The organism is Rhizobium sp. YJ-22 (assembly GCF_029601685.1).
Taxonomy (GTDB): domain Bacteria; phylum Pseudomonadota; class Alphaproteobacteria; order Rhizobiales; family Rhizobiaceae; genus Metarhizobium.
The window spans coordinates 445,059-468,687 of sequence record NZ_JARRIR010000003.1 but is presented as its reverse complement, the minus strand read 5'-3'; the positions used below and the strand labels follow the sequence as shown (position 1 = coordinate 468,687).

25 protein-coding genes are annotated in these 23,629 nt (G+C 64.4%); 1 reads left to right on the top strand and 24 read right to left on the bottom strand.

Features of this window, described 5'->3' with window-relative positions:
• Window positions 1-41 precede the first annotated feature (41 nt).
• The 15 genes from P7F60_RS10215 to P7F60_RS10145 all read right to left on the bottom strand — a co-directional run bounded on the left by P7F60_RS10215 (window position 42) and on the right by P7F60_RS10145 (window position 14,549).
• Window positions 42-929 carry a transporter substrate-binding domain-containing protein gene (locus tag P7F60_RS10215; protein WP_277917626.1) on the bottom strand — a complete coding sequence of 296 codons (888 nt, stop codon included), beginning with the start codon at window positions 927-929 and terminating at the stop codon, window positions 42-44.
• A gap of 242 nt (window positions 930-1,171) precedes the next feature.
• Window positions 1,172-1,921, bottom strand: a complete 750-nt coding sequence (locus P7F60_RS10210) for an SDR family oxidoreductase (protein ID WP_347276862.1) — start codon at window positions 1,919-1,921, stop codon at window positions 1,172-1,174.
• The gene (locus tag P7F60_RS10205; RefSeq protein WP_347276861.1) at window positions 1,918-2,733 is read right to left on the bottom strand and encodes a fumarylacetoacetate hydrolase family protein; all 816 of its coding nucleotides are present in this window, start codon (window positions 2,731-2,733) and stop codon (window positions 1,918-1,920) included. The genes P7F60_RS10210 and P7F60_RS10205 overlap by 4 nt, the downstream gene beginning before the upstream one ends.
• Before the next feature lie 124 nt (window positions 2,734-2,857).
• A complete protein-coding gene (locus tag P7F60_RS10200) occupies window positions 2,858-3,751 on the bottom strand; it encodes an SMP-30/gluconolactonase/LRE family protein (protein WP_277917624.1) in 894 nt (297 codons plus the stop codon).
• 23 nt (window positions 3,752-3,774) lie between these two features.
• Window positions 3,775-4,518 (bottom strand): SDR family NAD(P)-dependent oxidoreductase, encoded by a 744-nt coding sequence (locus tag P7F60_RS10195; protein ID WP_277917623.1) that lies wholly within the window; start codon window positions 4,516-4,518, stop codon window positions 3,775-3,777.
• Between the two features lie 17 nt (window positions 4,519-4,535).
• Window positions 4,536-5,711 carry an enolase C-terminal domain-like protein gene (locus tag P7F60_RS10190; RefSeq protein WP_277917622.1) on the bottom strand — a complete coding sequence of 392 codons (1,176 nt, stop codon included), beginning with the start codon at window positions 5,709-5,711 and terminating at the stop codon, window positions 4,536-4,538.
• Window positions 5,708-6,610 carry an aldose 1-epimerase gene (locus P7F60_RS10185; protein ID WP_277917621.1) on the bottom strand — a complete coding sequence of 301 codons (903 nt, stop codon included), beginning with the start codon at window positions 6,608-6,610 and terminating at the stop codon, window positions 5,708-5,710. The genes P7F60_RS10190 and P7F60_RS10185 overlap by 4 nt, the downstream gene beginning before the upstream one ends.
• Window positions 6,607-7,758 carry a mandelate racemase/muconate lactonizing enzyme family protein gene (locus P7F60_RS10180; RefSeq protein ID WP_277917620.1) on the bottom strand — a complete coding sequence of 384 codons (1,152 nt, stop codon included), beginning with the start codon at window positions 7,756-7,758 and terminating at the stop codon, window positions 6,607-6,609. Before P7F60_RS10180 ends, P7F60_RS10185 begins: the two co-directional genes overlap by 4 nt.
• 36 nt (window positions 7,759-7,794) lie before the next feature.
• Window positions 7,795-8,583 carry an SDR family oxidoreductase gene (locus P7F60_RS10175; RefSeq protein WP_277917619.1) on the bottom strand — a complete coding sequence of 263 codons (789 nt, stop codon included), beginning with the start codon at window positions 8,581-8,583 and terminating at the stop codon, window positions 7,795-7,797.
• A complete protein-coding gene (locus P7F60_RS10170) occupies window positions 8,580-9,395 on the bottom strand; it encodes an ATP-binding cassette domain-containing protein (protein WP_277917618.1) in 816 nt (271 codons plus the stop codon). Before P7F60_RS10170 ends, P7F60_RS10175 begins: the two co-directional genes overlap by 4 nt.
• Entirely contained in the window at window positions 9,392-10,396 is a 1,005-nt protein-coding gene (locus P7F60_RS10165; RefSeq protein ID WP_277917617.1) for an ABC transporter ATP-binding protein, read from the bottom strand. The genes P7F60_RS10170 and P7F60_RS10165 overlap by 4 nt, the downstream gene beginning before the upstream one ends.
• Window positions 10,393-11,274: an ABC transporter permease gene (locus P7F60_RS10160; protein WP_277917616.1), complete on the bottom strand. Its 882-nt coding sequence runs from the start codon at window positions 11,272-11,274 to the stop codon at window positions 10,393-10,395. The genes P7F60_RS10165 and P7F60_RS10160 overlap by 4 nt, the downstream gene beginning before the upstream one ends.
• 2 nt (window positions 11,275-11,276) lie before the next feature.
• Window positions 11,277-11,996 (bottom strand): PIG-L deacetylase family protein, encoded by a 720-nt coding sequence (locus tag P7F60_RS10155; protein WP_277917615.1) that lies wholly within the window; start codon window positions 11,994-11,996, stop codon window positions 11,277-11,279.
• Entirely contained in the window at window positions 11,993-12,919 is a 927-nt protein-coding gene (locus tag P7F60_RS10150; protein ID WP_277917614.1) for an ABC transporter permease, read from the bottom strand. Before P7F60_RS10150 ends, P7F60_RS10155 begins: the two co-directional genes overlap by 4 nt.
• Before the next feature lie 91 nt (window positions 12,920-13,010).
• The gene (locus tag P7F60_RS10145; RefSeq protein ID WP_277917613.1) at window positions 13,011-14,549 is read right to left on the bottom strand and encodes an ABC transporter substrate-binding protein; all 1,539 of its coding nucleotides are present in this window, start codon (window positions 14,547-14,549) and stop codon (window positions 13,011-13,013) included.
• A gap of 481 nt (window positions 14,550-15,030) precedes the next feature.
• On the opposite strand from P7F60_RS10145, the gene P7F60_RS10140 reads away from it, so the two are divergent.
• Window positions 15,031-15,753: a hypothetical protein gene (locus P7F60_RS10140; protein WP_277917612.1), complete on the top strand. Its 723-nt coding sequence runs from the start codon at window positions 15,031-15,033 to the stop codon at window positions 15,751-15,753.
• Between the two features lie 55 nt (window positions 15,754-15,808).
• Here the strand turns inward: P7F60_RS10140 and P7F60_RS10135 are convergent, their stop codons facing one another.
• The 9 genes from P7F60_RS10135 to P7F60_RS10095 form a co-directional block, all read right to left on the bottom strand.
• Window positions 15,809-16,573 (bottom strand): SDR family NAD(P)-dependent oxidoreductase, encoded by a 765-nt coding sequence (locus P7F60_RS10135; protein WP_277917611.1) that lies wholly within the window; start codon window positions 16,571-16,573, stop codon window positions 15,809-15,811.
• Between the two features lie 23 nt (window positions 16,574-16,596).
• Window positions 16,597-17,181: an XRE family transcriptional regulator gene (locus P7F60_RS10130; RefSeq protein WP_277917610.1), complete on the bottom strand. Its 585-nt coding sequence runs from the start codon at window positions 17,179-17,181 to the stop codon at window positions 16,597-16,599.
• Between the two features lie 108 nt (window positions 17,182-17,289).
• The gene (locus P7F60_RS10125; protein ID WP_277917609.1) at window positions 17,290-18,057 is read right to left on the bottom strand and encodes an SDR family oxidoreductase; all 768 of its coding nucleotides are present in this window, start codon (window positions 18,055-18,057) and stop codon (window positions 17,290-17,292) included.
• Between the two features lie 10 nt (window positions 18,058-18,067).
• Window positions 18,068-18,769 (bottom strand): ABC transporter ATP-binding protein, encoded by a 702-nt coding sequence (locus tag P7F60_RS10120; RefSeq protein ID WP_277917608.1) that lies wholly within the window; start codon window positions 18,767-18,769, stop codon window positions 18,068-18,070.
• Window positions 18,708-19,532, bottom strand: coding sequence for an ABC transporter ATP-binding protein (locus P7F60_RS10115; RefSeq protein WP_277917607.1), 825 nt, complete (start codon window positions 19,530-19,532; stop codon window positions 18,708-18,710). Before P7F60_RS10115 ends, P7F60_RS10120 begins: the two co-directional genes overlap by 62 nt.
• The gene (locus P7F60_RS10110; protein WP_277917606.1) at window positions 19,508-20,503 is read right to left on the bottom strand and encodes a branched-chain amino acid ABC transporter permease; all 996 of its coding nucleotides are present in this window, start codon (window positions 20,501-20,503) and stop codon (window positions 19,508-19,510) included. The genes P7F60_RS10115 and P7F60_RS10110 overlap by 25 nt, the downstream gene beginning before the upstream one ends.
• A 3-nt stretch (window positions 20,504-20,506) precedes the next feature.
• Window positions 20,507-21,457: a branched-chain amino acid ABC transporter permease gene (locus P7F60_RS10105; RefSeq protein WP_277917605.1), complete on the bottom strand. Its 951-nt coding sequence runs from the start codon at window positions 21,455-21,457 to the stop codon at window positions 20,507-20,509.
• Between the two features lie 126 nt (window positions 21,458-21,583).
• Window positions 21,584-22,702 carry a branched-chain amino acid ABC transporter substrate-binding protein gene (locus P7F60_RS10100; RefSeq protein ID WP_277917604.1) on the bottom strand — a complete coding sequence of 373 codons (1,119 nt, stop codon included), beginning with the start codon at window positions 22,700-22,702 and terminating at the stop codon, window positions 21,584-21,586.
• A 138-nt stretch (window positions 22,703-22,840) separates the two neighbouring features.
• Window positions 22,841-23,629 (bottom strand): SDR family NAD(P)-dependent oxidoreductase, encoded by a 789-nt coding sequence (locus P7F60_RS10095; RefSeq protein ID WP_277917603.1) that lies wholly within the window; start codon window positions 23,627-23,629, stop codon window positions 22,841-22,843.

Here is a 23,629-nt window from a genome sequence, read left to right as displayed (position 1 = left end):
GGGGCAGCGGCTCAAGGCCGGCCCCGCCCCGAAGGAAGGTTTCAGTTCGAAACAGGGAAAAAGAACAGGTTTCGACCCGTCAGGCCATATTTGTGCAAGACGGCGGAAACCTTGCCGTTGCCGCGCACCTCCGCAAGCGCCTGGGACATGGCGGTGCGCAGCATGCAATCTTCCTGACGCACGCCATAGCGGGCATAACCATAGCCATAGGTGAAGATCAGATCCTCGGGGATCTGCACGCCCGACACCATTTCGATCCCGGTACCCTTGTTCTCGGCGATATAGGTCGCAACCTTCACGTCATCTTCGAGAATGACGTCGACCCGGCCCTGCGCAAGGCTGAGGAACTGGTCGGAATCGGTCTGGAAGGGCACGACTTCCACAGCCATGGAGCGCAGATATTCATCGGCGGCCGAACCGGCGATGGCGCCGACCTTGTGCTTCTTGAGATCGTCGAAGCTATGGATTCCGGCAGGATTGCCGCTCTGCACGGTGATCGCCGGACCGTACCACCAGCCGGGGCCCGTGAAGCTGATGACCTTCAGCCGGTCGGGAGTGACATGGATGTTTGCGGCAACCATGTCGATGCGCTTGGACAGGAGCGACGGCGTCAGCGAGCTGAAAGGCGCCACCTCATAGGTGATCTTCTTGACACCCAGCCAGTCGAGCGCTGCCTCGACGATCTCGACATCCAGACCCGCGGCCTTGCCGGTGGCCGGATCCAGCGACGTGTAGGGCGGACTAGGGCTGATCCCTAGGGTTATGCCATTTGCCAAGGCATTGGCGAGCGAGCTGTCGCCGGCGCAAGCCTCGAAATTCGGGCTGAACTCGAAGCGAAAGGACGAGGCAGCGTCCTCGGCCCGTGCCGGCGCCGCAAGAAGCCCCGAAAGGGCCAGTGTCATGGCTGCCAGTGAAGTGGTGAGTCTCATCAGTTTTCCTTCCCAGTTTTGATTTTGCGTTCCTCTATGGAACAGGTTTTACCATACGGTATTCCGTATTGCAAAGACGATGCCAAGCCGTTTCGTTCCCCTTTATCGAGTTACAACCGCAGGGAGAAGCCCATCTGCAAGCCATAAGTCCTTGTTATTTCGATATCCGGCATTGTTACAGGATAGTCGTGACCGGGCCGGACCAACCGGCGTCGCGCTGCGGATCACGCCCGGCTTCCCGGTCAGATCGTGATGCCACCATCGACATTGATTGCCTGGCCGGTGATGAAGGCGCCCTCGTCCGACGCCAGAAAGGCGCAGACCGCCGCGATTTCTTCCGCCGTTCCCAGTCTGCCCGAGGGCTGACGGTCGATGAAGGATTGCAGCGCGGCGTCGCGCGAGCCCATCGTCTTGCCCAGTTCGGTTATCCTCTCGTCGAGCGATGGCGAAGCCACGGTTCCCGGGCAGACGGCGTTGGCGCGGATCCTGCAACCGACATAATCCGCCGCCACGGCCTTGGTGAGCGCGATCACCCCGCCCTTCGCCGCCCCGTAGGCGGCCCGGCGCGGAAAGCCCTTGATCGAAGAGGCCACGGAGCCGATGGTGATGATCGAACCGCCATTGGCCTTCATGCCCGGCACCGCGGCGCGCATCACGTGATAGGCGCTGTCGAGGGTGATATCGATCGAGCGGCGCCATGCCTGCGGCGAGCATTCCTCGATCGTGCCCTGATGGACGTAGCCGACGGCGTGAACGAGAATGTCGATCCGCTCGAATTGCGCGAAATAGGCGTCGACGGCCGCCATGTCGGTGGCGTCCAGAACGGCGGTGCGCATGCCGGAAAGGCTGGAGACGGTCGCCGCATTCAGATCGCTGGCGAACACATCGGCCCCTTCCGCCGAAAGACGCTCGGCGACGGCGCGGCCGATGCCCTGTCCCGCCGCGGTGACCACCGCGACGCGGCCGCGCAGCCGCTGCGCCACCCCGCTCATTGCGGCCTCCCGGCGCTAATCGGCGTCACGATCTGCCGCTGTTGACCGAGCCCGGCAATTCCCAGCCGAACCTCATCGCCCGGCGCCAGCCAGCGCTGCGGTTTCATGCCAAGTCCCACGCCCGGCGGCGTGCCGGTGCAAATGAGATCGCCGGGCAACAATTCGCAGAATTCACTCATATAGGAGATGATCGTCGCCACATCGAAGATCATTTTTGCGGTGGTGCCGGTCTGCATGCGAACGCCATTTACCTCAAGCCACATGTCGAGCTGCCCGGCATCGCCCAGCTCATCCGGGCTGGCGATGAACGGACCGGTCGGGCAAAAATTCGGGAAGCTCTTGCCCTTGATCCATTGGCCGCCGCGCTCGGTCTGCCACGCCCGTTCCGAAACGTCATTGACCACGGTATAGCCCAGCACATGGTCGAGCGCGGCCTCCTTCGCGATGCCAAGCCCGCCCTTGCCGATCACCACGCCCAGTTCGACCTCCCAGTCGAGCTTCGTCATGCTGTCGCTCCACAGGATCGGGTCTTCCGCCCCGCAATAGGTGGAGGAGCCCTTCGAGAACAGGATCGGTTCCTCCGGTATCGGCATTCCTGATTCCTCGGCATGATCGGAGTAGTTCAGGCCGATGCACCAGATGTTGCGCGGGCTGGCGATGGGGGGCAAGAGACGCGCGTGACGCCGGTCGACCTCGGGGAAAGTCGCGGGATCAGCATCGGCCAGCAGATCCTTCAGCGCGGCGGCTGTATCAGCGGTAAAATCCGCAATCCGTTTGGAAACATCACGGGCCCGCTCCTCGCGGTCGAGCAAACATGGAATGACGCGGCCTGCGCTTTCGAGTCGAAGAAGTTTCATGGTCCTGCCTTTCTGAAAGGATCGGTGTCATGGGGCGGGATGCGCCTTCGCGCATCGCCGCTCCCAAATTGGGAAAAACTCAGCCTGAATGGCCGGAGCCGTCCAGGCGCAGGACGGGTTCCGCCCGTCCCTGCGCCGTCCGGTTCGCTTTGTTCAAGCGTCGGGCGAACGTCATGCCGGCAAATGGATCGCGGGCACGCTCCTCGTTCGTCAAGCCCTCGAAAGCGGAGGTGACGAAAAGCGTATCGAAATCCGCGCCGCCGAACGCCGGGCAGGAAACCTGGCGTGCCGAAAAATGCTCCGTGCGGATCAGGCGGCCATCCGGATCATTGCAGGCGACCGTGCCTGCGCCCCAGAGCGCAATCCAGAGATTGCACGAAGCGTCGGTCACCGCCCCATCCGGCCATGCGCCGCTGGCGGAAAGATCGAGAAAGACGCTCGCCTCTCCCTTGGGCCAGCCTTCGGCATCGACTTCCTGGACCATGACGGTATGGCGCGTGGTGTCGGCGAAATAGGCGCGGCCGCGTGGACGATCGAAGCAGATCGCATTGGGAATGGTCAGCCCGGCGGCGACGCGGCGAAAACGTCCCTGGCGCCATCGCCAGATTTCCCCCGCACCCCGCGTTTCGTCGGGCGCCATGCGGCTGATCCAGAAGCCGCCCCATGGATCGGCCCGCCCGTCATTCGTCACCAGCCCTTCTTCATCAGGAAATCCCGCCACCATACCTGTCGACCCGCTTTCGAGGTCCAGCCAAAGCAGCCCGCCGGTGGCGCCCAGGAGAAGCCGGTTCGTACCGAGGATCGCCGCCGCGGAGGCGCGAACCGGCAAGGTGCGCTCGCGCGCTCCTGCGGCCCCGCGCGACAGCAGGCGCCGCGCGGGTATGTCGAACCAGAACAGCTCGGCCCGCGCCGGGTGCCACAAGGCACCCTCGCCCAGCTCGCAACTGCGCTGGTCGAATACAGCGCTTTCCATCGCCCGCTCCCCCGCCCCTGAGGTCAATAGGTCGCCCGCCCACCGGAAAGGTCGAAGACAGCGCCGGTGGTGAAGGAGTTTTCCTCCGAGACCAGCCAGGCCACCATGCTGGCGACCTCGTCCACCTCCAGGAAACGGCCACGCGGAATCTTCGACAGCATATAGTCTATATGCTCCTGCTTCATCTGATCGAAGATCGGGGTGCGTGCGGCCGCGGGCGTGATGCAGTTGACGGCAATGTTCCTGCCGGCCAGTTCCTTGCCCAGAGATTTCGTCAGCGCGATCACGCCCGCTTTCGCGGCGGAATAGGCCGATGCGTTGGGATTGCCCTCTTTTCCGGCGATCGAGGCGATATTGACGATACGGCCATAACCGCGCGCCTCCATGCCCGGAACGAGCGCCTTGTTCACATTGAACGTCCCGATCAGGTTGATTTCCACGACCCGGCGCCAGTCCTCATCCGGGTAATCGGCAAGCCGATGGTTTGGTCCGGCTATGCCGGCCGAGTTCACCAGGATGTCGATGTGGCCGAGCCTTGCCCCCGTCGCTTCCAGCGCGGCCGCAACCGAGGACACGTCGGCGATGTCCACGCAGATCGCCGACACCCCCGGCAATTGCGCGGCCGCCGCCTCGGCGGCTTGCGCATTGACATCCCAGATCGCCACTTTCGCGCCGGAGGCAACCAGGCGTTTTGCGACCGCAAGGCCGATGCCCTGGCCGCCTCCGGTCACGACCGCCGTGCGGCCCTCAAGATCTATCCTGTTCATCTCACTGTCTCCCCGGCTCACATTGCGCTCTTGAAAAGGCTTTTGCCCGCCACGCGGATTTCGACATCCACCCGGTATCTGGCGATGGCGGCGGGATCGATCTCGATTCCGAGGCCGGGTGCGTCCGGCACATGGATGAGGCCTTCGGCGTCGGGCATGATGCGGGTCAGCGTCAGTTCCCGGGCAAGCGGCTGAAGTCCGGTCGGGTACTCGCAGATCCGATGATCCCTAAGCCCGGCAAAGGGTTGCAGAGAAGCCGAGAGCGCAAGGTTCGAGGTGAAGGTGTGGTTCACATAGGTCACCCCTTTCGCGGCGGCATGATCGGCGACCGCCTTGGCCGGGCCAAGGCCGCCGATCCTGCCGCAGTCGATCTGGATGTAGCGCACGCCGCCAAAATCGATCAGATGTTCGGCCATCTGCCGGTTATGGGCAGCCTCGCCGCCTGCGATCCCGACCCCTGCCGCCGCGGCACGCTGCGAGAGCGCGTGATAGGCCGACAGCGACTGCCCGCCGAAGGGCTCCTCGAAGAAGGTGACCCGGTTGCGTTCCATGGCCTTGAGCCGGGCGGAAGCCGCTTCCACGTCCTCGACGAACACCTGCCCCGCATCGACCAGGAGAATGCCGTCGGCGCCCAGCCCCTCGCGGGCAGCATCGAGCTGAAGTGCGTCACTCTCGGGCGACTCCCCGAACGGCGCCCAGCCGAATTTTGCAGCCTGAAAACCCTGCTCGCGGATGTCACGCGCCCGCGCGAAGGTCTCCGCCGGGGTGGCGCCGAAAAGGACCGAGGCATAGGGCAGCTTCGGCCAGGCGCGGGAATAGCCGAGAAGTTTCCAGGCCGGTTCGCCCCGCGCCTTTCCCAGCAGATCCCAGAGCGCCATCTCGATCCCGGACCAGGTGTGCGCGGCCTGCAGCAGATCCATCGAATAATAGGCCACATCGGCAGCGATGGCGTGGATATCCTCGGGCGCGTTCAGATCGCGCCCGAGGACCGACGCCGAGACGGGCCGGCAGGCGCCATGAGACATGGGCGTCACGAATGCGGCAATGGATACCAGCGGCGAGGCCTCGCATTCGCCCCAGCCGATCAATCCTCCGGCCGAGACCCGGACGACAAGCGCATCCTGGCTGCCGTCCGCTGCGGTGGTGACCTCCGGCATCGACAGATAGAAGAAATCCACGCCTTCGATTTTCATGATTCAGTATTCTCCGGGGAATAGGGGACAAGGCGCAGGGTGATCGTGCCGGACAGGCAGTCACCGGGCGCGAGGATATGGGCGCCAAGGGCGCCGGGATCGGTTTCGAGCCCGTCGAAACCGCAGGGCGGACATGTCTGGGGCTCCAGACAGAAGGTTTCGGGATCCGTTTGGGGGCTGTAGAGCATCAGCCGCGAAAAAATCGGATCGGCGGAAAGCACGAGGCTGAGACCGATGGCCGGCCAGTCGATCCGCGCCTCACCCTCCCAGCCCTCATAGCATTCGTTGAGCCCACGGCGCGGAACAGGACGCGGGCCGCTGAAATCGAGCTCAGGCGGCTGGCACGCCTGCCCCATTGCCTCGCCTTCCGGGGTCAGACGCCATAGTCCGCCCGCGCGGAACCGGACCTGCGACGCGCCATGGCGAGGAAACCACGGATGCAGACCCATGCTGTAGGGCATCGGCGAAGCGGCGTCGTTCGTCACGCAGAGCGTGATGGAAAGCGCCGTCGCCGTTAGCGTGAACCTTTGCTCCGCCCGGTAACGCCAGACGCCATCCTCCGCATCCAGCCGCAGAAGCGCGGTGTCGGCGGATTGCGCGGCGACCCGCCAGGGCATGCGCCAGCCGGATCCATGGAAATTCAACCGCGCCGGCGGCATGTTCGGCGCCACGCTGTACGTCTGCCCGCCAAAGCGGAAGCTGTTGTCCCGCAGGCAGTTCGCGAATGGCAGCATCGGAAAGCAGGCGGCGTGAAGCGCATCGTTCGCGGCTTCGGGCAGGGGGCGCATGAGCGCGAAACATGCGTCCTTCTCATGCAGCCAGAAGCCTGCGACCGCGCCACCGCTTTCCGGCGCAAGCGCAAGCCGCAGCCCTCCCGATGTCAGCGCAAGGCCGCTCATGCCTCGCTCAGAAGGGCGACGGTTTCGGGATCGGCGGAAAGCTCGGCCAGACCCTGCGCCTTCAGCCGGAGACCGAGGCCGGGCGCCTGCGGAATTTCAAGCATTCCTTCGGCATCCAGCGTCCACGGCGTCTCGACGATGTCGTCGATATAGGGCGACCCGCCGATGAACTCGACCATATCGGTGTGGGGAAACGCGGCGGACAGATGCAGATCGGCAGCAAGCCCGACGGCGGTATTCCAGCCGTGACCGATATAGCGGATGCCAAAATCCTCCGCCATGCGCGCGATGCGCAATTGCTCGGTTATACCGCCGACCTTGGTCACGTCGGGCTGAACGATATCGAGCGCGCGGGCCTCGAACCAGGGCAGGAACGACTGCCGCCGCGTCAGGCATTCGCCGCCGGCAATCGGCACCGGGCTTTGCAACCGCAATTGCCGGAAATCATCCAGCGCATCCGGATGCAACGCTTCCTCGAACCACGCGATGTCGTAATCCTTCAGCATCCGCGCGGTATTCAGCGCCCATTTCAGCCCGTTCGGCCACCAGGCATCGGATGCGCCGGCATCGACCATCAGCCGGCAATCCTCGCCGGCGCCTTCCCGGGCGGCGCGCACGATGGCCTCATCGAGCCTGGGGTCGTCGCGCCGTCCGAACGGGCCCCAACCGATCTTGATCGCGCGGAAACCCTGGGCGCGGAAATGGGCGGTGCGCTCGCGCATCAGGTCCGGCTCTTCCATCAGGATCGAGGCATAGGCCCGAACCTTGTCGCGGTGGCTGCCGCCCAGCAGCCTGTGCAGCGGCTGCCCGCAAGCTTTGCCGAACAGATCCCAGAGCGCGATGTCGATGCCGGAGATCACATGCGTCAGCGTGCCGCCGCGCCCCATCCAGAACGTGTTCTGATGCAGTTTCTCGCTGACGCGCATCGGCTCGACCGCGCTTTCGCCGATGAGAAGCGGACGTAGCACATCCAGCCCGTCCTTGACCAGCCGGGCATCCGTGAAAACGGAACCGACCCCCGTCTTGCCGCTTTCAGTCCGCACGAGCACCAGCGCATGGATTGAATCTTCGGGCCGGATCTCGTTCGACCAGCCGCCTTTGGGGGATTTTCCGAAGAGGCCCAGTGCCTCGACTTTCACGATCTTCATGCTTGCCTCAAAAGGTCAGATAAGGAGAAGGAAGGGTCAAAAAGTTGCCGAGATGCCGCCATCGACCAGCAGGATCTGACCGGTCACGTAGCTGCAGTCGTCGCCGCAGAAGAACATCGCGGCCCGCGCGATCTCCTCAGGCGGCGCGGGGCGGCGCAAGGGGATGCGTCCGTGGCGGATATAGACGTCGCGGAACCATTCCGTGTCGTGTTCGTGGCCGCTGCCATCCGGCAACAACGCCATGCGCGTATCGACGAAGCCCGGGCAGATGCAGTTGACGAGGATGCCGTCGGCCGCCAGATCGACCGAAAGCGCGCGGGTCATGTTGACCACGCCGCCCTTTGCGACCGCATAGGGCAGGCTGTCGGCCGCCCCGCGGATGCCCATGATCGAGGCGATGTTCACCACCCTGCCTCTTCCGGACCGGGCCAGAAGCGGCGCGCATGCCTGAACCATCCACAGCGCGGCGTTCTGGTTTATCTCCTGGACCTGCGCATAGCGCGCACGGCCCAGTTCCCTGAGCGGCGTGGCGTCGAGGATCGCGGCATTGTTCACCAGGATATCCAGCCCGCCGGCCTCCGAAGCGATCCCGGCAAGCTGCGCCGGCACGTCGGGCGCGGTCAGGTCGCAGGCGAGCGTGCCGACCTCGGCTCCGCCGGCGCGCAGGGCGGCCGCCGTTTCCTCCAGTTGCGCGCCATCGATATCGGCCAGCAGGAGCGAGGCGCCCCGCCTCGCCAGCTCGGCGCCGATCGCAGCGCCGATCCCGCGCGCCGCGCCTGTCACGAGCGCACGGCGCCCGCCAAGGGGGTGAAGCTGATCCTTCATTTCAGAGCCTCGTCGATGGGAGAATGATGCGCCGGGCGGTCGCGATCGGGGATCGCAGCCAGCAGGCGGCGGGTATAATCGTGTTTCGGCGCGGCGAAGACCTCATCGGTCCGCCCCTGCTCGACGATTTCGCCGAGATACATCACCAGCACACGATCGCAGAGATAACGGATCACCCGCAGATCGTGGGATATGAAGATCAGCGAAAGACCGAGCCGCTTCTGCAGATCCAGCAGCAAGGCCAGAACCTGCGCCTGAACCGAGACATCCAGCCCCGAGACGATCTCGTCGCAGATCAGCACCTTCGGCTCGGACATCAATGCGCGCGCCAGGTTCACGCGCTGCCTCTGGCCGCCGGAAAGCTGCGAGGGCAACCGTCCAGCCATGTCGGGATGCAGCCCCACCATCTCCAGCATCCGCGCCACTCTTGCGGGCCGTTCCTCACGGCTGCCTATCCCGTGGATCGCCAGCGGCTCGGCAAGCGCCTTGCCGATGCGCATGGTCGGGCAAAGCGCGGTGAAGGGATCCTGGAACACGTATTGCACATGACGGCGCAGATCGCGCCATTCGCGCCGCGTGGCAACCCTGTCGCCATGGAAGAGGATCTCACCTTTGCTGGCGGTATCGATGCCGATCATGATCCGGGAAAGCGTGGTCTTGCCTGATCCGCTCTCGCCGACGATTCCGAGGATTTCGCCCTCGTGCAGATCGGCGCTCACCGTCTTCAGCGCGCGGTGCTCGACAAGGCGGCCATCGCGGCGCAGGGTGAAGGTCTTGTCGATCCCGCAAGCTTCAATCATGGGTTTGCTCACGGCAGGCCTCCTCTTCCATCCAGGGCAAATCGGTTGCACGCCACCCTGTGGCCCGGCCCTGCCTCGCTCCATGGCGCGCGCCTGACATCGCAGACGCCTTCGACCGAAACCGGACAGCGTGACCGGAACGGCGCCCCCGCGCCTACGGCGCCGGGTTTCGGCGTCTGGCCCGGAATGGGCTGCAACGGCGTCTCGCGGCTTGAATGCAAAGTTGGCGCCGAGCGCAGGAGTCCGCGCGTGTAAGGATGGCACGGATCCTTCAGGACCGTCTGCACCGGCCCCGTTTCCACCGGCTGGCCGGCATACATCACCATCAGCCGGCCGCCGACTTCCGCGGCAAGATCGAGATCGTGGGTCACAAAGATAAGCCCCAGACCAAGCTCGCGCTGGAGACGCTTCAGGAGGGCCACGATCTGCGCCTGAATGGACACGTCGAGATTGGTCGTCGCCTCATCGGCTATGATCAGCTTCGGGGCTGCGGCCAGCGCCAGCGCGATCGCCACCCGCTGGCGCATGCCGCCCGAAAGTTGCGACGGATAGCTCGCCAGCCGCGCCTCGGGCTCCGGCAGGCCGGCAAGGCCCAGCACTTCGATGGCCCGCGACCGGGCCTGAGCGCGTGAACAGGCCCGATGGGCGATCACCACATCCATGATCTGGCGACCGACCGAAAGCAGCGGATTGAGGGCGGCGGCCGGATCCTGGAAGATCATCGCCATCTGTCCGCCGCGCAGTGCACGCCAGTCGCGTGGCGAGAGAGCGCCGAGCGCCCGCCCCTGCCAGTCCATCCGCGTCGCGGTCACGCTGGCCGCGCCCGGCTGGATATTCATCAGCGCGCGGCACAGCATGGATTTTCCGGAGCCGGATTCTCCGGCGATGACCAGACTTTCACCGGGTTCGAGCCGGAAGCTGACGCCGTCCACCGCCCGGATCGGGCCGTTGCGGCCGGGAAAGGCGACGGAAAGCGCCGCCACATCGAGAAGTGCCTGTCGCATGGCCGTCATGCCTCCGTCTCCTTCGCGCGCAGGCGCTCGCTGCGCGCCTCCATTCCGTCGCCGATCAGCACGAGGCTGAGCGAGGTCATCAGGATCGCCAGGCCGGGAAAGGTCGTGAGCCACCATGAGGAGGTGATGTAATCCTTGCCCTCCAGCATGATGCCGCCCCAGCTTGCGGTCGGCGGCTGGATGCCCATGCCGAGGAAGGACAGCGTCGCCTCGAAGACGATCATCGCGGCGGTCTGCATGGCGGCCAGCACCATCAACCCAGGAAGGACACCGGGAAAAACATGAAACAGCGAGATCCTCAGCCCCGACGCCCCGAGGATCTCGGCGGCCTTCACATAGTCCTTGGCGCGCTCCTGCAAGGCGATGGCGCGCACCACCCGCGCCACGCCCGCCCAGCCGGCCAGCACCATCAGCAGGATGAGCACCGGCACCGAGGGCTTCACCGCGCTGGTGATCGCGATCGCGAGCAGCACATAGGGAAAGGCGAGCTGGATATCGATCATCCGGTCCACCACCGGGCGCAGGAACCATGGTCCGAAAGCGCGCAGCATTCCCATCACGGCGCCGAAGGTCAGCGAGCCGATCATGCCCGCGCCGGCGACCAGCAGGGACACCTGGCCACCGTAAAGCACGCGCGAGAACAGATCCCTGCCGATGGCGTCGGTGCCGAAAAGATGCTCGGCCGATGGCGGCCTGCGAATGACCTTCAGATCGACCGCATTGGGGTCGGCCGGCGCAAGGGCGGGGGCCAGGACGACCGCGGCAAGGATGAGCGCCAGCAGAATGCCGCCCGCCACCAGCGAAACCGGCAGCTCGTGACGCGCCAGAAAACCGGCGCGCGCTTCGCGTTCGTCCAGGTCGGGAGAATGGGCTGCCATGGTCATTTTCCAAACCCCGGCAACAGGTTGAAGGATCCGGTGCGCGGATAGGTGCGGACCTCGCGGAATCCCTCTGCAAAGGCTGCTCCGGCGGCAAGCCCGCGCGCCCTGCCATTCGCCATCATCAGGTCGGTGATGGACGTATCCTCGCCATAGACCGCCCGCATCCAGCTATCCTGGCTCTGATGGCAGAGCAGCATCTGCTTCTTCAGCTCGATGACCGAGGAGATGTCGACATAGGCTTCCGGCTGGAAATCCACTCCGCCGACGTTGTCGACATAGAAGATGTGCGGGATCCTGCCTATCGCCGGCAGCGCCGTCTCCACCAGCCGGACAGATGCCGGAATGCGTGCGTCCTCGGCAAGCTGGCCCGCGATGCGATGATCGGGATGATAGTCGTTCGGGGCGTGGATGAACATGACATCCGGATCGGCCTGGCGGATGGCATCGATGAACCGCGTCCGGGTCGGCCGGTCGTTCATCAACCATTCGTCGTCGAAGTCCATCCAGATCATCTCCGCGCCGATCAGGTCGCAGGACGCCTTCTGCTCCTTCTTGCGCACAGCCGCGATTTCCTCGCGCGAGAGCGTCGCCGAGCCGACATTGCCGTTCGTGGCGATTGCCATGAAGATCGTGTGTCCAGCCTGCGCATAGAGCGCGAGCGTGCCGGCGCTGCTGCATTCGATATCGTCGGGGTGTGCGCCGATGGCGAGAATGTTCATGGCTGCTCCATTCGAATACGGGGGTCGATCGCGGCATAGGTCAGGTCCACCACCAGGTTCACGAGGACGAAGAGGCTCGCCGTCACGATGGTGATGCCCTGGATCAAGGGATAGTCGCGCGCTTTCATCGCAACGAGCGCCAGTTCTCCGATACCGGGAAACGCAAAGATCACTTCGGCGACGATCACGCCGCCCAGCAGGTAGCCGACATCGACGCCGATCACGGTCAGCAGGGGCAGCAAGGCGTTCTTCAGCGCGTAGACGAAGGTGATGCGGGCCGGGGCCAGCCCGAATGCATGGGCCGTGCGGATATATTCCTCGCCGAGCACGCCGCGCATCGAGCTGCGCAGAACCCGCAATTGGGTGGGAACAATCGACAGCGCCACCGCAATTGCCGGGAGGACCAGGCTGGAAAAGCCATTATATCCGCCGGCAGGCAGCAAGCCCAGGTTCACCGCAAACAGCATCACCAGAAGCGCCCCGGTCCAGAAGACCGGCGCGGACTGGCCAAGGGTCGCAAGTGCGGTGCTGATCGCCGCCCAGGCCGAGCGCGGCCGGGACGCGGCCATGGCGCCCAGCAAGACCGCCAGCACCATCGACAGGACGAGGGCGACGCCCGCCAGCGCCAGCGTTTTTGGCAAGGCCACGAGGATCAGGTCGCTCACCGGCGCCTGAAAGCGGAACGACATGCCCAGATCGCCCTGTACGGCTCTGGAGACGAACGATCCGAGCTGCTCGATGATCGGCCGGTCGATGCCGAAATCACGGCGATATTGCTCGATGACATCGGGCCTGGCAAATACCGGCGCCCGAATGCGCGCCGGGTCGCCGGCCGAGAGGCGCAGGACAACGAAGACGGCGACCGTGATGGCCGCGACGACGATTGCGGCCTGGATCACCTGCCGCAGGATATAGGATTTCATGGCAGTTCCGCCTGAAGGGCAACGCGGCAAGACCCGCGGCCGGGATAAGGTGGACGGCCGGCAGCGCGGTGTCGCGCCACCGGCATGGGCATCAGGCGCGAGAGGCGCGCGGCACCAGGTTTTCGCCGACCAGCGGCGCGCGGGTGTAATCCTTCACCCGGTTGTTGACGATCGAGTACCAGATCTCGTCGGTCAGGAAGAAGGTGATCTGGTTCTCCCAAAGATACTGGGCGGCGGCCCTTACCGCTGCGGGGCGGTCTTCCACCGTCGCGGCGCGCTGCGCGGCGTGAAGCGCCTCGAATTTTTCGTCCTTGAGATGAAACACCTGCTCAGCGGCTGCGCCGATATAGGTGCCGAGCACGAAATCGGGGTCGTGGTTGAAGATCGCCAGCGTGTCGAGCGTCATGTCATAGGTGTTGTAGGAGGAACGGTATGCGCCGACCTCGAGCCGCTCCACCTCTACGGAAATGCCGACCTGCTTCAGTGACGCGGCGATGATCTGGTCGATTTCGAGCTGGTTCGGCACCAGTGTCGTCGTTGCCAGTCGCAGCGTCACGCCGTCCGCGTGAGAGGATTGCGCGATAAGCTCTCGTGCGCGCTCCGGATTGTACTCGAATTTCGGCTCAAGCGGCTCATAGAAGGACGACGTGGTCGGGAGCGCCGAGTAGTTGACCGGATTGAGGCCGCGCATCACCGATGCCGCGATCCCTTCGCGGTCGATCGCATGGGCCACCGCCTGGCGCAGCTTCACATCCCCCAGCGGGCCATTGTGTTGCATGAGGCCGACGATCTGAGAGGGCGGCGACTGGTTGTTGACGTGGAAATCCGCATTGCCCTCGACCCGCGAGAGAAACTCCGCATTGACCCGGGTCAGGATGTCGACCTGGCCGGTCAAAAGCGCGTTGATCCGGGCTTCGGCATCCTCGATGTAGCGGAAGATCACCGTCTTGATTTTCGGCGCTCCACCCCACCAGGAGTCGTTCGCTTCCAGGGTCACGTCGTTGCCGCTGTAGGAAACGAAGCGATACGGTCCGGAGCCAAGCGCTCCGATCTTGAAATTGTCCGGATTGTCGATGTTCTTCTTCGGCAGAATCTTGATGAATGCGAGCGCGTTCAGCACCACGCCGAAGGCGACCGGCGAGACGACCTCCACCTCGGTCGGCGATGTGATCTTTACGGTGATGCCCGGCACGACCACCATGGATTGCGCAAGCTGTCCTTCGCCCAGCTTGTCGATGGTCGCCTTGACGTCCTCGGCCGTGACAGGCGCGCCATCGTGGAAGGCAACGCCTTCGCGCAGCGTCAGGGCGACGGTGCGGTCATCCTTGACCGTCCAGGCCGTGGCGAGGCCCGGTCCGATCTTGCCTTCGGCATCGAAAGAAAGAAGCGAGTCGTGCACGAGCGATGCGACCTGCTCGTCGACCAGGCCGAAACCGGCCGCCGGATCCCAGTAATTCGAGGTCGGCGGTTCGGCATTGCCGAAAATCAGCACGCCCTCGGAAACCGTCTGCGCTCCCAGCCGCAGGGGCATCACCGATGCGGCCCCGATTGCCAGAGCGCCGCGCAGGAACGCCCGCCGCCCGGTTACAAAACCCTGCGCCACCGCGTGCGCCGTTTCGAATTCTGACATTTCTCCCCCCTTTGTCGCTGCCGTCAGTGGCGAATATTGCAGGGGCAAGAAACCATACCGTATACCGTATGTCAACGCGCTAGAGCCGATAATCTTGGCCGGCGGCGCCAAAGGACGCATGGCAAAGCTCAATCCATGGCGGGCGGCGCCGCCATGGTTGGCGGTCGGAGTGGCTTTGAAGCGCAGGCGACGACGCCGGAGCGATCACGATCAGGCGCTTAAAAATGGTTCGAAAACAAAGACATAGAGCCGTTTCAGGCCCGAAAATTCGCCTTTTGTCGCGCTTTTCCACGGCTGCCCGGCCGCTGACGGTGGCGGCAGATGTTTTTTGCAGGGGAATGACCGCCGGGGACCGCGCCTCTCACGCCTCGACGCTCAGCCACGGGGCATTGTCGGGCCAGGTGAGCTCGGAGTTGTGCGCCGGTATCTGGCGCCGGAAATTGCGATTTGATAAATCGGCCAATTTTGGTGGCTTCTCTCGTTGACGTTGCCTTGGGGAACCTGGTCCGCCTATCTCTTGGGCAACCCCATGAGGCGCGCTTCTATGTCGATATTTTCTGCCGTGCTGGACCGGCGCTACCGCTCTCTCGACCAACTCGACAAGGCGCTTGCCAATTGCAAGACTCTCGCCGATCTGCGCCGGCTTTATCATGCAACGATGCCGGGCAAGGAAAGCGGCTACAATACCGCGCATGACATGGATTACTGCTCAGGTGCGGCCTATATGGTGGTGCAATACCTGATCCGCAAAGATCCCGGCTATCTGCCGTATCAGGAGCAGAAGGAGCTTAGCCCGGACACGTCCGAGACCATCCTGAAGGTCTTGCTGAAGGCGAAAGGCCCCTATTACGGCTATCTGTGCGCCCGTAGCGGCAGCGCCCATGAATGCGTTTTCGCCAAGACCGGCATGCGATGGGGCTTCTATCAGGCCAACAATACCGGCGAAGGCCATCGAGAGAATTTCAGCCTGGCGCAGCACCTGAATGCAGGAAAAGGCTTGTTTCCGCCATCATGGAACCGAACGGACATGGACGAGGCGACATTCGTGGAGTTCTTCCGCGGCCTGAAGCAGAGGAATGCTCGGTGGTTGTTCGTCTACAACAGGGACATCACCTCCTGGGCATTGACGCTCAGGTCTTTCGATGGTCGGAGCTTGCTGGACAAGAGCTTCAAGGCGTCCGCGCCGCCAAGCGCGGGCTCATAACGCATCAGCCCGATCAGCTTTGGGATGGCAATGCCTCGGATGCCAGCGAAAACCTCTACTTTGCCAGATAGCCGCCATCCGCCTCGTAGCAGGCGCCGGTGACGAAGGACGCTGCGTCCGAGAGCAGGAAGAGGATGACGCTGGTCACTTCGTCCGGCTGCCCCAGGCGGTCCATCGGATGCAGCGCGGCGGCGGCCTTCTTCTTCTCGTCGCTCAGATGGCTGAGCAGCGGGGTTTCGACGAAGCCCGGCGCGACGGCGTTGACGCGCACGCCCTGGGTTGCATGATCGAGTGCTGCCGCTTTCGTCAGGCCGATGACGCCGTGCTTTGCCGCCGTATAGGCTGGCTGGCCTGCAAAGGCGCGAAAACCCATGATCGAGGCGACGTTGACGATCGCGCCACCGCCCTGCGCCAGCATGGCGGGGATCTGATGGCGCATGGCATGGAAGACGCCGGTCAGGTTGACGGCGATGACCCTGTCCCACTGTTCGGCCGGATAGTCCCCGGTCTGGCAGCGCGGCAAGTCGATGCCGGCGGAATTCACCGCGAGATCGAGCCCGCCGAAATGGTCGACACCTCGCGCGATCGTCTCTGCGACGCTGGAAAAAGCGGTGACGTCGGTTTCCAGCGCCAGCACCTCTGCCTTGCCGAGCGTCGCGGCAAACTTGTCGAGCCGCGGCCGGTCGCGGTCGGCGAGGATGAGGCTTGCGCCGAGATCGGCCAGGCGCCGGGCGGTCGCCGCGCCGATGCCGGAGGCGGCGCCGGAGACGAAAGCGACCTTGCCCGCGAAGGCCGCGGGATCGAAGAGGGATGGGGTCATGGTCCTGCCTGCCTTGGGCCTGTCTATTTATAGACGCCGACCCAGATGATGATCGTCGGTTCGGTTTTCGACGGATTGCGGGAGCGGTAGGTGGAAGAGCGGTTGAAGCGATAGCTGTCGCCCTCGGCGAGGTCGAATTTCTCCTCGTCCACCCACAGCTCCAGCCGCCCCTTGAGGATATAGCCGTATTCGGCGCCGGCGGTCGGCACGTTCTTGGGTTCGGTCTCAAGCCCGGGCTCAAAGGTCGACATCATGAATTCGACGTCGGAATCGAGCTGCGGCGTCAGAAGCTCGGTGCGCGCGCCACGATGCAGCATGAAACGGCGCTGGCTGCCGCGCACGATGAAATCCTTCTCCCGCTCGGCATCCGGCTGCTTTTCCTCGAGGTCGACGAACCAGCTCATCGGCACGCCGAAGATCGTACAGGCTGCGTAGAGGTCTTTCAGCGTCGGCTGGGAGAGGCCGCGTTCGAGCTGGCTGACATAGCCGGTCGAGCGGTTCAGACCATCGGCAAGCTGCTGGATGGTGATGCGGCGGGAGCGGCGCAATTCACGCAGCGTCTTCCCGACATGATCCGGCGTCTTGGCCTCGGCAAGGGATTTGGACATCGAAGATAACCTGACAAGTTCACTTTCATGATGGAATCGAGCAAATACTTCATGAAGTCAATGCCGTCAGCAATTTACCGTCGATCCCGCGCCAGTCGTCCCCACCTGTCATCCGAAGGTTCCCGCCGTCGTGCCGCCGTCGAGCACGTAAACCATGCCGTTGGCATAGCTGGCCTGCGGCGACAGCAGATGCGCCACGGCATCGGCCACCTCCTGCGGCCGGGCGAAACGGCCGAGCGGCACCCGCCGCTCGTAGAAAGCGCGATCATAGAGGCCGCCGCCTTCCTTCAACAGCGCTTCCGCCATCGGCGTATCGACGAAGGAGGGGCAGACGACATTGCTGCGCAGCCCTTGCGGCCCGTGATCGAGCGCCATGCAGCGGATCAGGCCGATGACACCATGCTTGGAGGCGCAATAGGCGGCATAACCGCGCGAGCCGCGCACGCCGGAATCCGAGCTGATGGCGACGAAGGCGGAAGCCGGGTTGCGCAGCAGATGCGGCACCGCGTGCCGCGCCAGCAGGAAAGGGCCGGTGAGATTGACGGCAAGCGTCGCCTGCCATGTCTCGTCGGACAGCGTGGTGACGTCGCCCTTGCGGGCGATGCCGGCGGCGGCGACCACGCCGCCGAGAAAGCCATGGGTCTTGACGGCGCGGCTCACCGCTGCGGCCACATCCGGATCCGACGCGGCATCGCCGACGGTGGCGAGCACGGCCGCGCCCTGTTCCCGGCAGGTATCGGCAACGGCGGACAAGGCCGGCGCATCGCGATCGAACAGCGTCAGCGCGACGCCGTTCTTCGCCAGCGCAAGCGCGGTCGCGCGCCCGATCCCGGAGGCCGCTCCGGAGATGAGGATAGAAGTCTCGAACTGCGGCATGATCCCTCCCTCAGGCGCCGAGATAGGCGGCCTTGAGATCGGGATCGTTGAGCACGTTATGCGCGCCCCCCTCCACCGAGCAGCGCCCGGCATCGATCACATAGGCATAATCGGCGATTTCCAGCGCTACCGCCGCATTCTGCTCGACGACGACGAGGCTGATGCCGGATTTCGAGAGCATGATGATGATCTCGAAAATCTGGTTGATGATCTTTGGCGCCAGCCCGAGCGAGGGTTCGTCGAGCATCAGCAAGTCGGGCGTCGCCATCAGCGAGCGGCCGATGGCCAGCATCTGCTGCTGGCCGCCGCTCATGCGGCTGGCCAGCGAATGGCGGCGCTCCTTCAGGATCGGGAACAGGTCGTAGACCTGGGTGCGGATCTCGTCGAAGCTGCGCCCGCGGCCGGGAATATAGCCGGCGAGCAGGTTTTCCTCGACGGTGAGGCGCTGCAGGATCTGGCGACCCTCCGGGCAATGGGCGAGGCCAAGCCGGGTGATCTCCTCCGGCGGCAGCCCCTTGATCGGCCGTCCCTTGAATTCGATCTCGCCGGCATAGATCTGCGTCAGGCCGGAAATCGAGCGCAGGGTCGAGGTCTTGCCCGCCCCGTTCGCCCCGATGATCGTGACGATCTCGCCGGCGCGGACTTCGAGGTCAATGCCGAACAAGACCTGCGTTCGTCCGTAACCCGCCTTGAGCCCGGCGACTTTGAGCAAGCTTGCGGATGTCGTCGAGTTCTTCCGTGGTTCCAAGATAGGCCTCCTGCACTTTTTCATTGGTGCGCACCAGCTCCGGCGTGCCGGAGCACAGCAGCTCGCCATAGTTCAAGACGTCGATGCGGTCGGAGATCGACATGACCATGTCCATGTCGTGCTCGACGAGGATGATCGCGCGGTCGGCGCGTTTCAGGCTGGCGATCATCGCCGCCATATCCTTGGTTTCGGTGTGGTTGAGGCCGGCGGCCGGCTCGTCGAGCAGCACGATCGGCGCTTCGGTGACGAAAGCGCGCGCCAGTTCCAGCATCTTCTGGCGACCATAGGGCAGATCTCCTGCCAAGGACTCCGCCACGTCCGACAGGTGGAAGCGCTCCAGGCAGGCGCGGCAGATCGCCAGCCGCTCCGCCTTGCCCATCCGCTTCGCGCCGGTCAGCAGGCCCGGCCAGGCCTGCGGGAAGAAGCAGACCTCCAGGTTTTCCAGCACCGTCATGGCGTCGAACAGCCGCAGGTTCTGGTAGGTGCGCGCCACGCCGAGCCGGGCGATGCGGTGCTTCGGCAGCTTGTTCAATGCCGTATTGCCCAGCCGGATCGTGCCGGAGGTGACGCTGTAGGAGCCGGCGATCATGTTGACGACGGTCGATTTTCCAGCCCCGTTCGGTCCGATGATCGAATAGATCGAGCCGACGTCGAAGGAAAGCGACAGATTTTTGATCGCCACCAGCGAGCCGAAATGCTTGCTTACGTTTTCGAGGGCGAGAGCCATAGGGTCCGGACCTTTCGAAGGATGAAGCCGAGGTTGAAGCGCGGCGAGACAAGCCCGCCGGGCCTCAGCACGATGACGGTAACCAGCACGACGCCGTAGATCAGCAGGCGATATTGCGCGGCGAAATGCAGGACTTCCGGCAGGATGACCAGCACCACCGCGCCGGCGATGACGCCGACGATATTGCCGACCCCGCCGATGATGATGATCAGCACCACCAGCAGCGATTCCTGGAAGGTGAAGCTTTCCGGGCTGACGAAGCGCTGGAACGAGCCGAAGATCACGCCCCCTGCCCCACCGATGGAAGCACTCAGCGCAAAGGCGAGCAACTTCAGCGTCGTGGTGTTGATGCCGAGGCCGCGCACCACGTCCTGGTCTTCGCGCAGCGCCCGCCAGGCCTTGCCGAGGATCGAGCGCTCCATGAAGTAGACGCCGGCGCAGACGAGGAAGGCCAGCGCCAGCAGCAGCCAGTAGAAATGCACCGGGCTGGTCAGCGGCAGACCGAACAATTTGGCCCGGTCGAGGGCTGCGATCCCCTGCGGCCCGTTGGTCAGCGCATCGGCATTGTTGATGGCGATGCGGATGATTTCGCCGAAGCTGAGCGTCACGATGGCGAGGTAATCGCCGCGAAGCTTCAGCACCGGAAAGCCGAGCAGCACGCCGGCCAGCGCCCCGACACCCGCTCCGATGAACAGGATGACGATGAACGGCAAGTGGATACCGAACTGGTTGCTCGCCAGCAGCGCATAAGCGTAGGCGCCCACCGCATAGAAGGCGATGAAGCCGAGATCGAGCAGGCCGGCATAGCCGACCACCAGATTGAGGCCGACGGCGAGGATGATATAGATCAGGATGCTGTCGACGACGCGGACATAATAGGGCGACATCTGCGGCACCACCGCCAGCAGCACCGCGCAGAGCGCCAGCGCCGCCAGTAGCCCGAGCCGCCTTGCGATCACCGAATTCCCCATGGCTCAGTAATCCTTCTTGGCAACGGTCGTTTCTTCCGAGACGGTCTCGCCGAGCAGGCCGGCGGGCTTGAACAGAAGAACGAGGATGAGAACGGCGAAGGCGAAGACATCGCGATATTCGGTTCCGATGAGACCGCCGGAGAGGATCGGCAGGAAGGCCGTGCCAAACGTCTCGATGGCGCCGAGCAGGAAACCGCCGAGCATGGCGCCGGGAATGGAGCCGATGCCGCCGAGGATCGCCGCCGTGAACGCCTTGAGGCCGATGACCGAGCCCATGGTCGGCTGCATGATGCCGTAATAGGAGGCATACATGATGCCGGCCATCGCGCCGAGGCCGGGGCCGATGAAGAAGACCAGGCTGACGGCGCGGTTGACGCGGATGCCGAGCAGGCTCGACGTCGTCCAGCTCTCGGAGGCCGCGCGGATCCAGATGCCGAGCCGCGTGCCGTTGACGAACAGCGTCAGCCCGACCATCAGCACGATGGCGGCGACGAGAATGCCGACCTGCACCGTCGTCATCATGCCGCCGAGGGCTGCGATCGGTTCGCTCGCAACGATGGCCGGAAAATGCTCCGGCTGCGGGCCGACGGTGACGCGCACCGCGCTTTGCAGCACGATGGACATGCCGAGCGCGCTCAGCATCGGCGCCAGCCGCCCATAGGCGCGCAAGGGACGATAGGCGAAGCGCTCGATGGCGACGCCGAGCAGGCCGACGATCACGAAGCTCGCGACGATGGCGACGGCGGAATCGAGAACCGGCATCAGCCCGCCGATGCCGACCAGCCCGCTGAACACGAAGGCATAGACGTAAGGGCCGAGCATGAAGAACTCGCCATGGGCGAAGTTGATCAGCCGCATCACGCCATAGACCATGGTGTAGCCGAGCGCGATGAGGCCATAGATGGCGCCGATGGCGAGCGCGAAGATCAATTGCTGGAGGAAATAGTCGAACACGGGGATCGCCTCTGGAGCAATTCCGGCGAAGGCGCGGCGACCCGCGGCCCTCGGCCGGCATTGCGGAAAACGAAGAGGGAGAGCCGGCGCTGCCCGCGCCGGCCCCATTGAACATGCGTCCGGCTGTTACTGCTTGATCAGCTCGAACTTGCCGTTCTTGACGACGTAGAGATACATCGGCGCGGTGGTGTTCTCGCCGTTCTCGTCGAAGGCGACCGGGCCGAGCAGCGTCTCGATCTTCACGTCGTGAAGCTGGGCGAGCACGCCTTCGCGGTCCAGCGATGCCGCCTTCTCGACGGCGGCGGCCATCACCTGCGCATTGGCGAAGCCGAGCGAGGCATAGGGGCCGGGAGCGCGGCCGAAGCGGGCCTGGTGGCGCTGGGTAAAATCCTTCAGCTCCGGCGAGGAGTCGTAAGGCGGAAGCTGGAAGGTCATCAGCGCGCCTTCGGCAGACGCCGCGCCCACCTGGGTGATGAAATCGACGGTGAAGCCGATATCCGGGCCGATGAACTGCGCTTTCAACCCCTGCTCGCGCATCTGCTTGAGGAACAAAGCAAGCTGCGGCATGCCGGCGCCCATATAGACGACATCGGGATTTTCGAGCTTGATCGAAGCGATCAGGGCTGAGAAATCGACGTCCTCGGGATTGGCGCCAAAGGTGCCGGCGACGGTGCCGCCGCCTTTTTCGAAATTGTCCTTGAACACGCCGGCGATGCCTTGGCCGAAGACGGTCTTGTCATGCACCAGCACCGCCTTCTTCAGGCCGAGCTTTTCGGTGACGTATTTGGCCGGCAGAGCGCCTTGCACGAAATCGTTGGCGACCGGGCGCACGACGGTCTTGAAGCCCATGCGCATCAGTTCCGGATTGGTGGCCGGCACGACCTGCGGCATGCCGCATTCGGAATAGATGTCGAGGGCCGGCATGGTGACGCCGCTGTTCATGTGGCCGATGACGCCGATCACGGCGCTGTCGTCGCAGAATTGCTGGGCGACGAGCGTGCCCTGGCGCGGATCGGCGCGGTCGTCGAGCGGCCGGAAGACGACCTTGTTGCCCTTGATGCCGCCCTTTTCGTTGAGCTGGTCGAAATAGAGCTGGGCGCCGTCGATCTGCGACTGGCCGAATTCGGCCTGGGCGCCGGACATGGGGGCGCTGCCGCCAAGCACGATGTCGGCGGCGAGTGCCGGCAGGGCGCTGGATGCCAAGAGCAGCGCAGCGGCGGAAAGAAGGATACGGGTTCTGTTCATGTGGTTCCCCTTTTTGGTCTTGCTGAGATTGCTTGCACGGAACTCCCATGCGGGCAACGCATCTGTGAAATTACATGACACATTCTTCACGACAGTGATTGAGCATGCGACTACCCTGAGTTTACGGCTCCACCCTCCTCATCTCGCGAGATAGCCGCCATCGACCGCCAGCACATGGCCGGTGGTCATGGCAGAGGCCGGACCGGCGAGGAAGATCATGGCGGACGCCACCTCCTCCGGCTCGGCCAGACGCCCCAACGGCGTCAGGCTGCGGATCGTGTTCATCTGTCCGGCATCGGCCATCAGCGGCTCGATCAGCGGCGTTCTCACCCAGGTCGGCGCCACCGCATTGACGCGGATGCCGTTTCCGGCCCATTCGACGGCCAGCGTGCGCGTCAGGTTCACGACGCCCGCCTTGGTCGTCTGGTAGGAAATGTTCGGGTGCAAGCCGCCGCCCGAATAACTCATGATCGAGGCGGTGTTGATCACCGCGCCCGGCGCGCCGCGGCCGATCCAGGATCGGGCGGCAGTGCGCGAGCAGAGGAACAGGCCGGTCAGGTTGACCGAGACGACCCGGTTCCAGTCCTCCAGCGCCAGTTCCGTCGAGGGACGGCGGATGGAAATGCCGGCATTGTTGATCAGCACGTCCAGCCCGCCCGCCACGCGCTCGGCCTGCGAAAAGGCGGCAAGGACCGCGGCCTCGTCGGTGACGTCGAGCGCGAAGGCGCTGGCCGCGCCGCCGGCATTCGCCACCTCGCGGCAGACGGCTTCGGCCGCCGCCGCGTCGCGGTCGAGGACCACCACATGCGCCCCGAAGGCGGCGAACATCAGGGCCGCCGCGCGGCCGATGCCGCCACCGCCACCGGTGATGAAGACCCGCTTTTCATCGAGCCTGAACATCGCTTCGGGGGTTTTTGCATGCGGCAT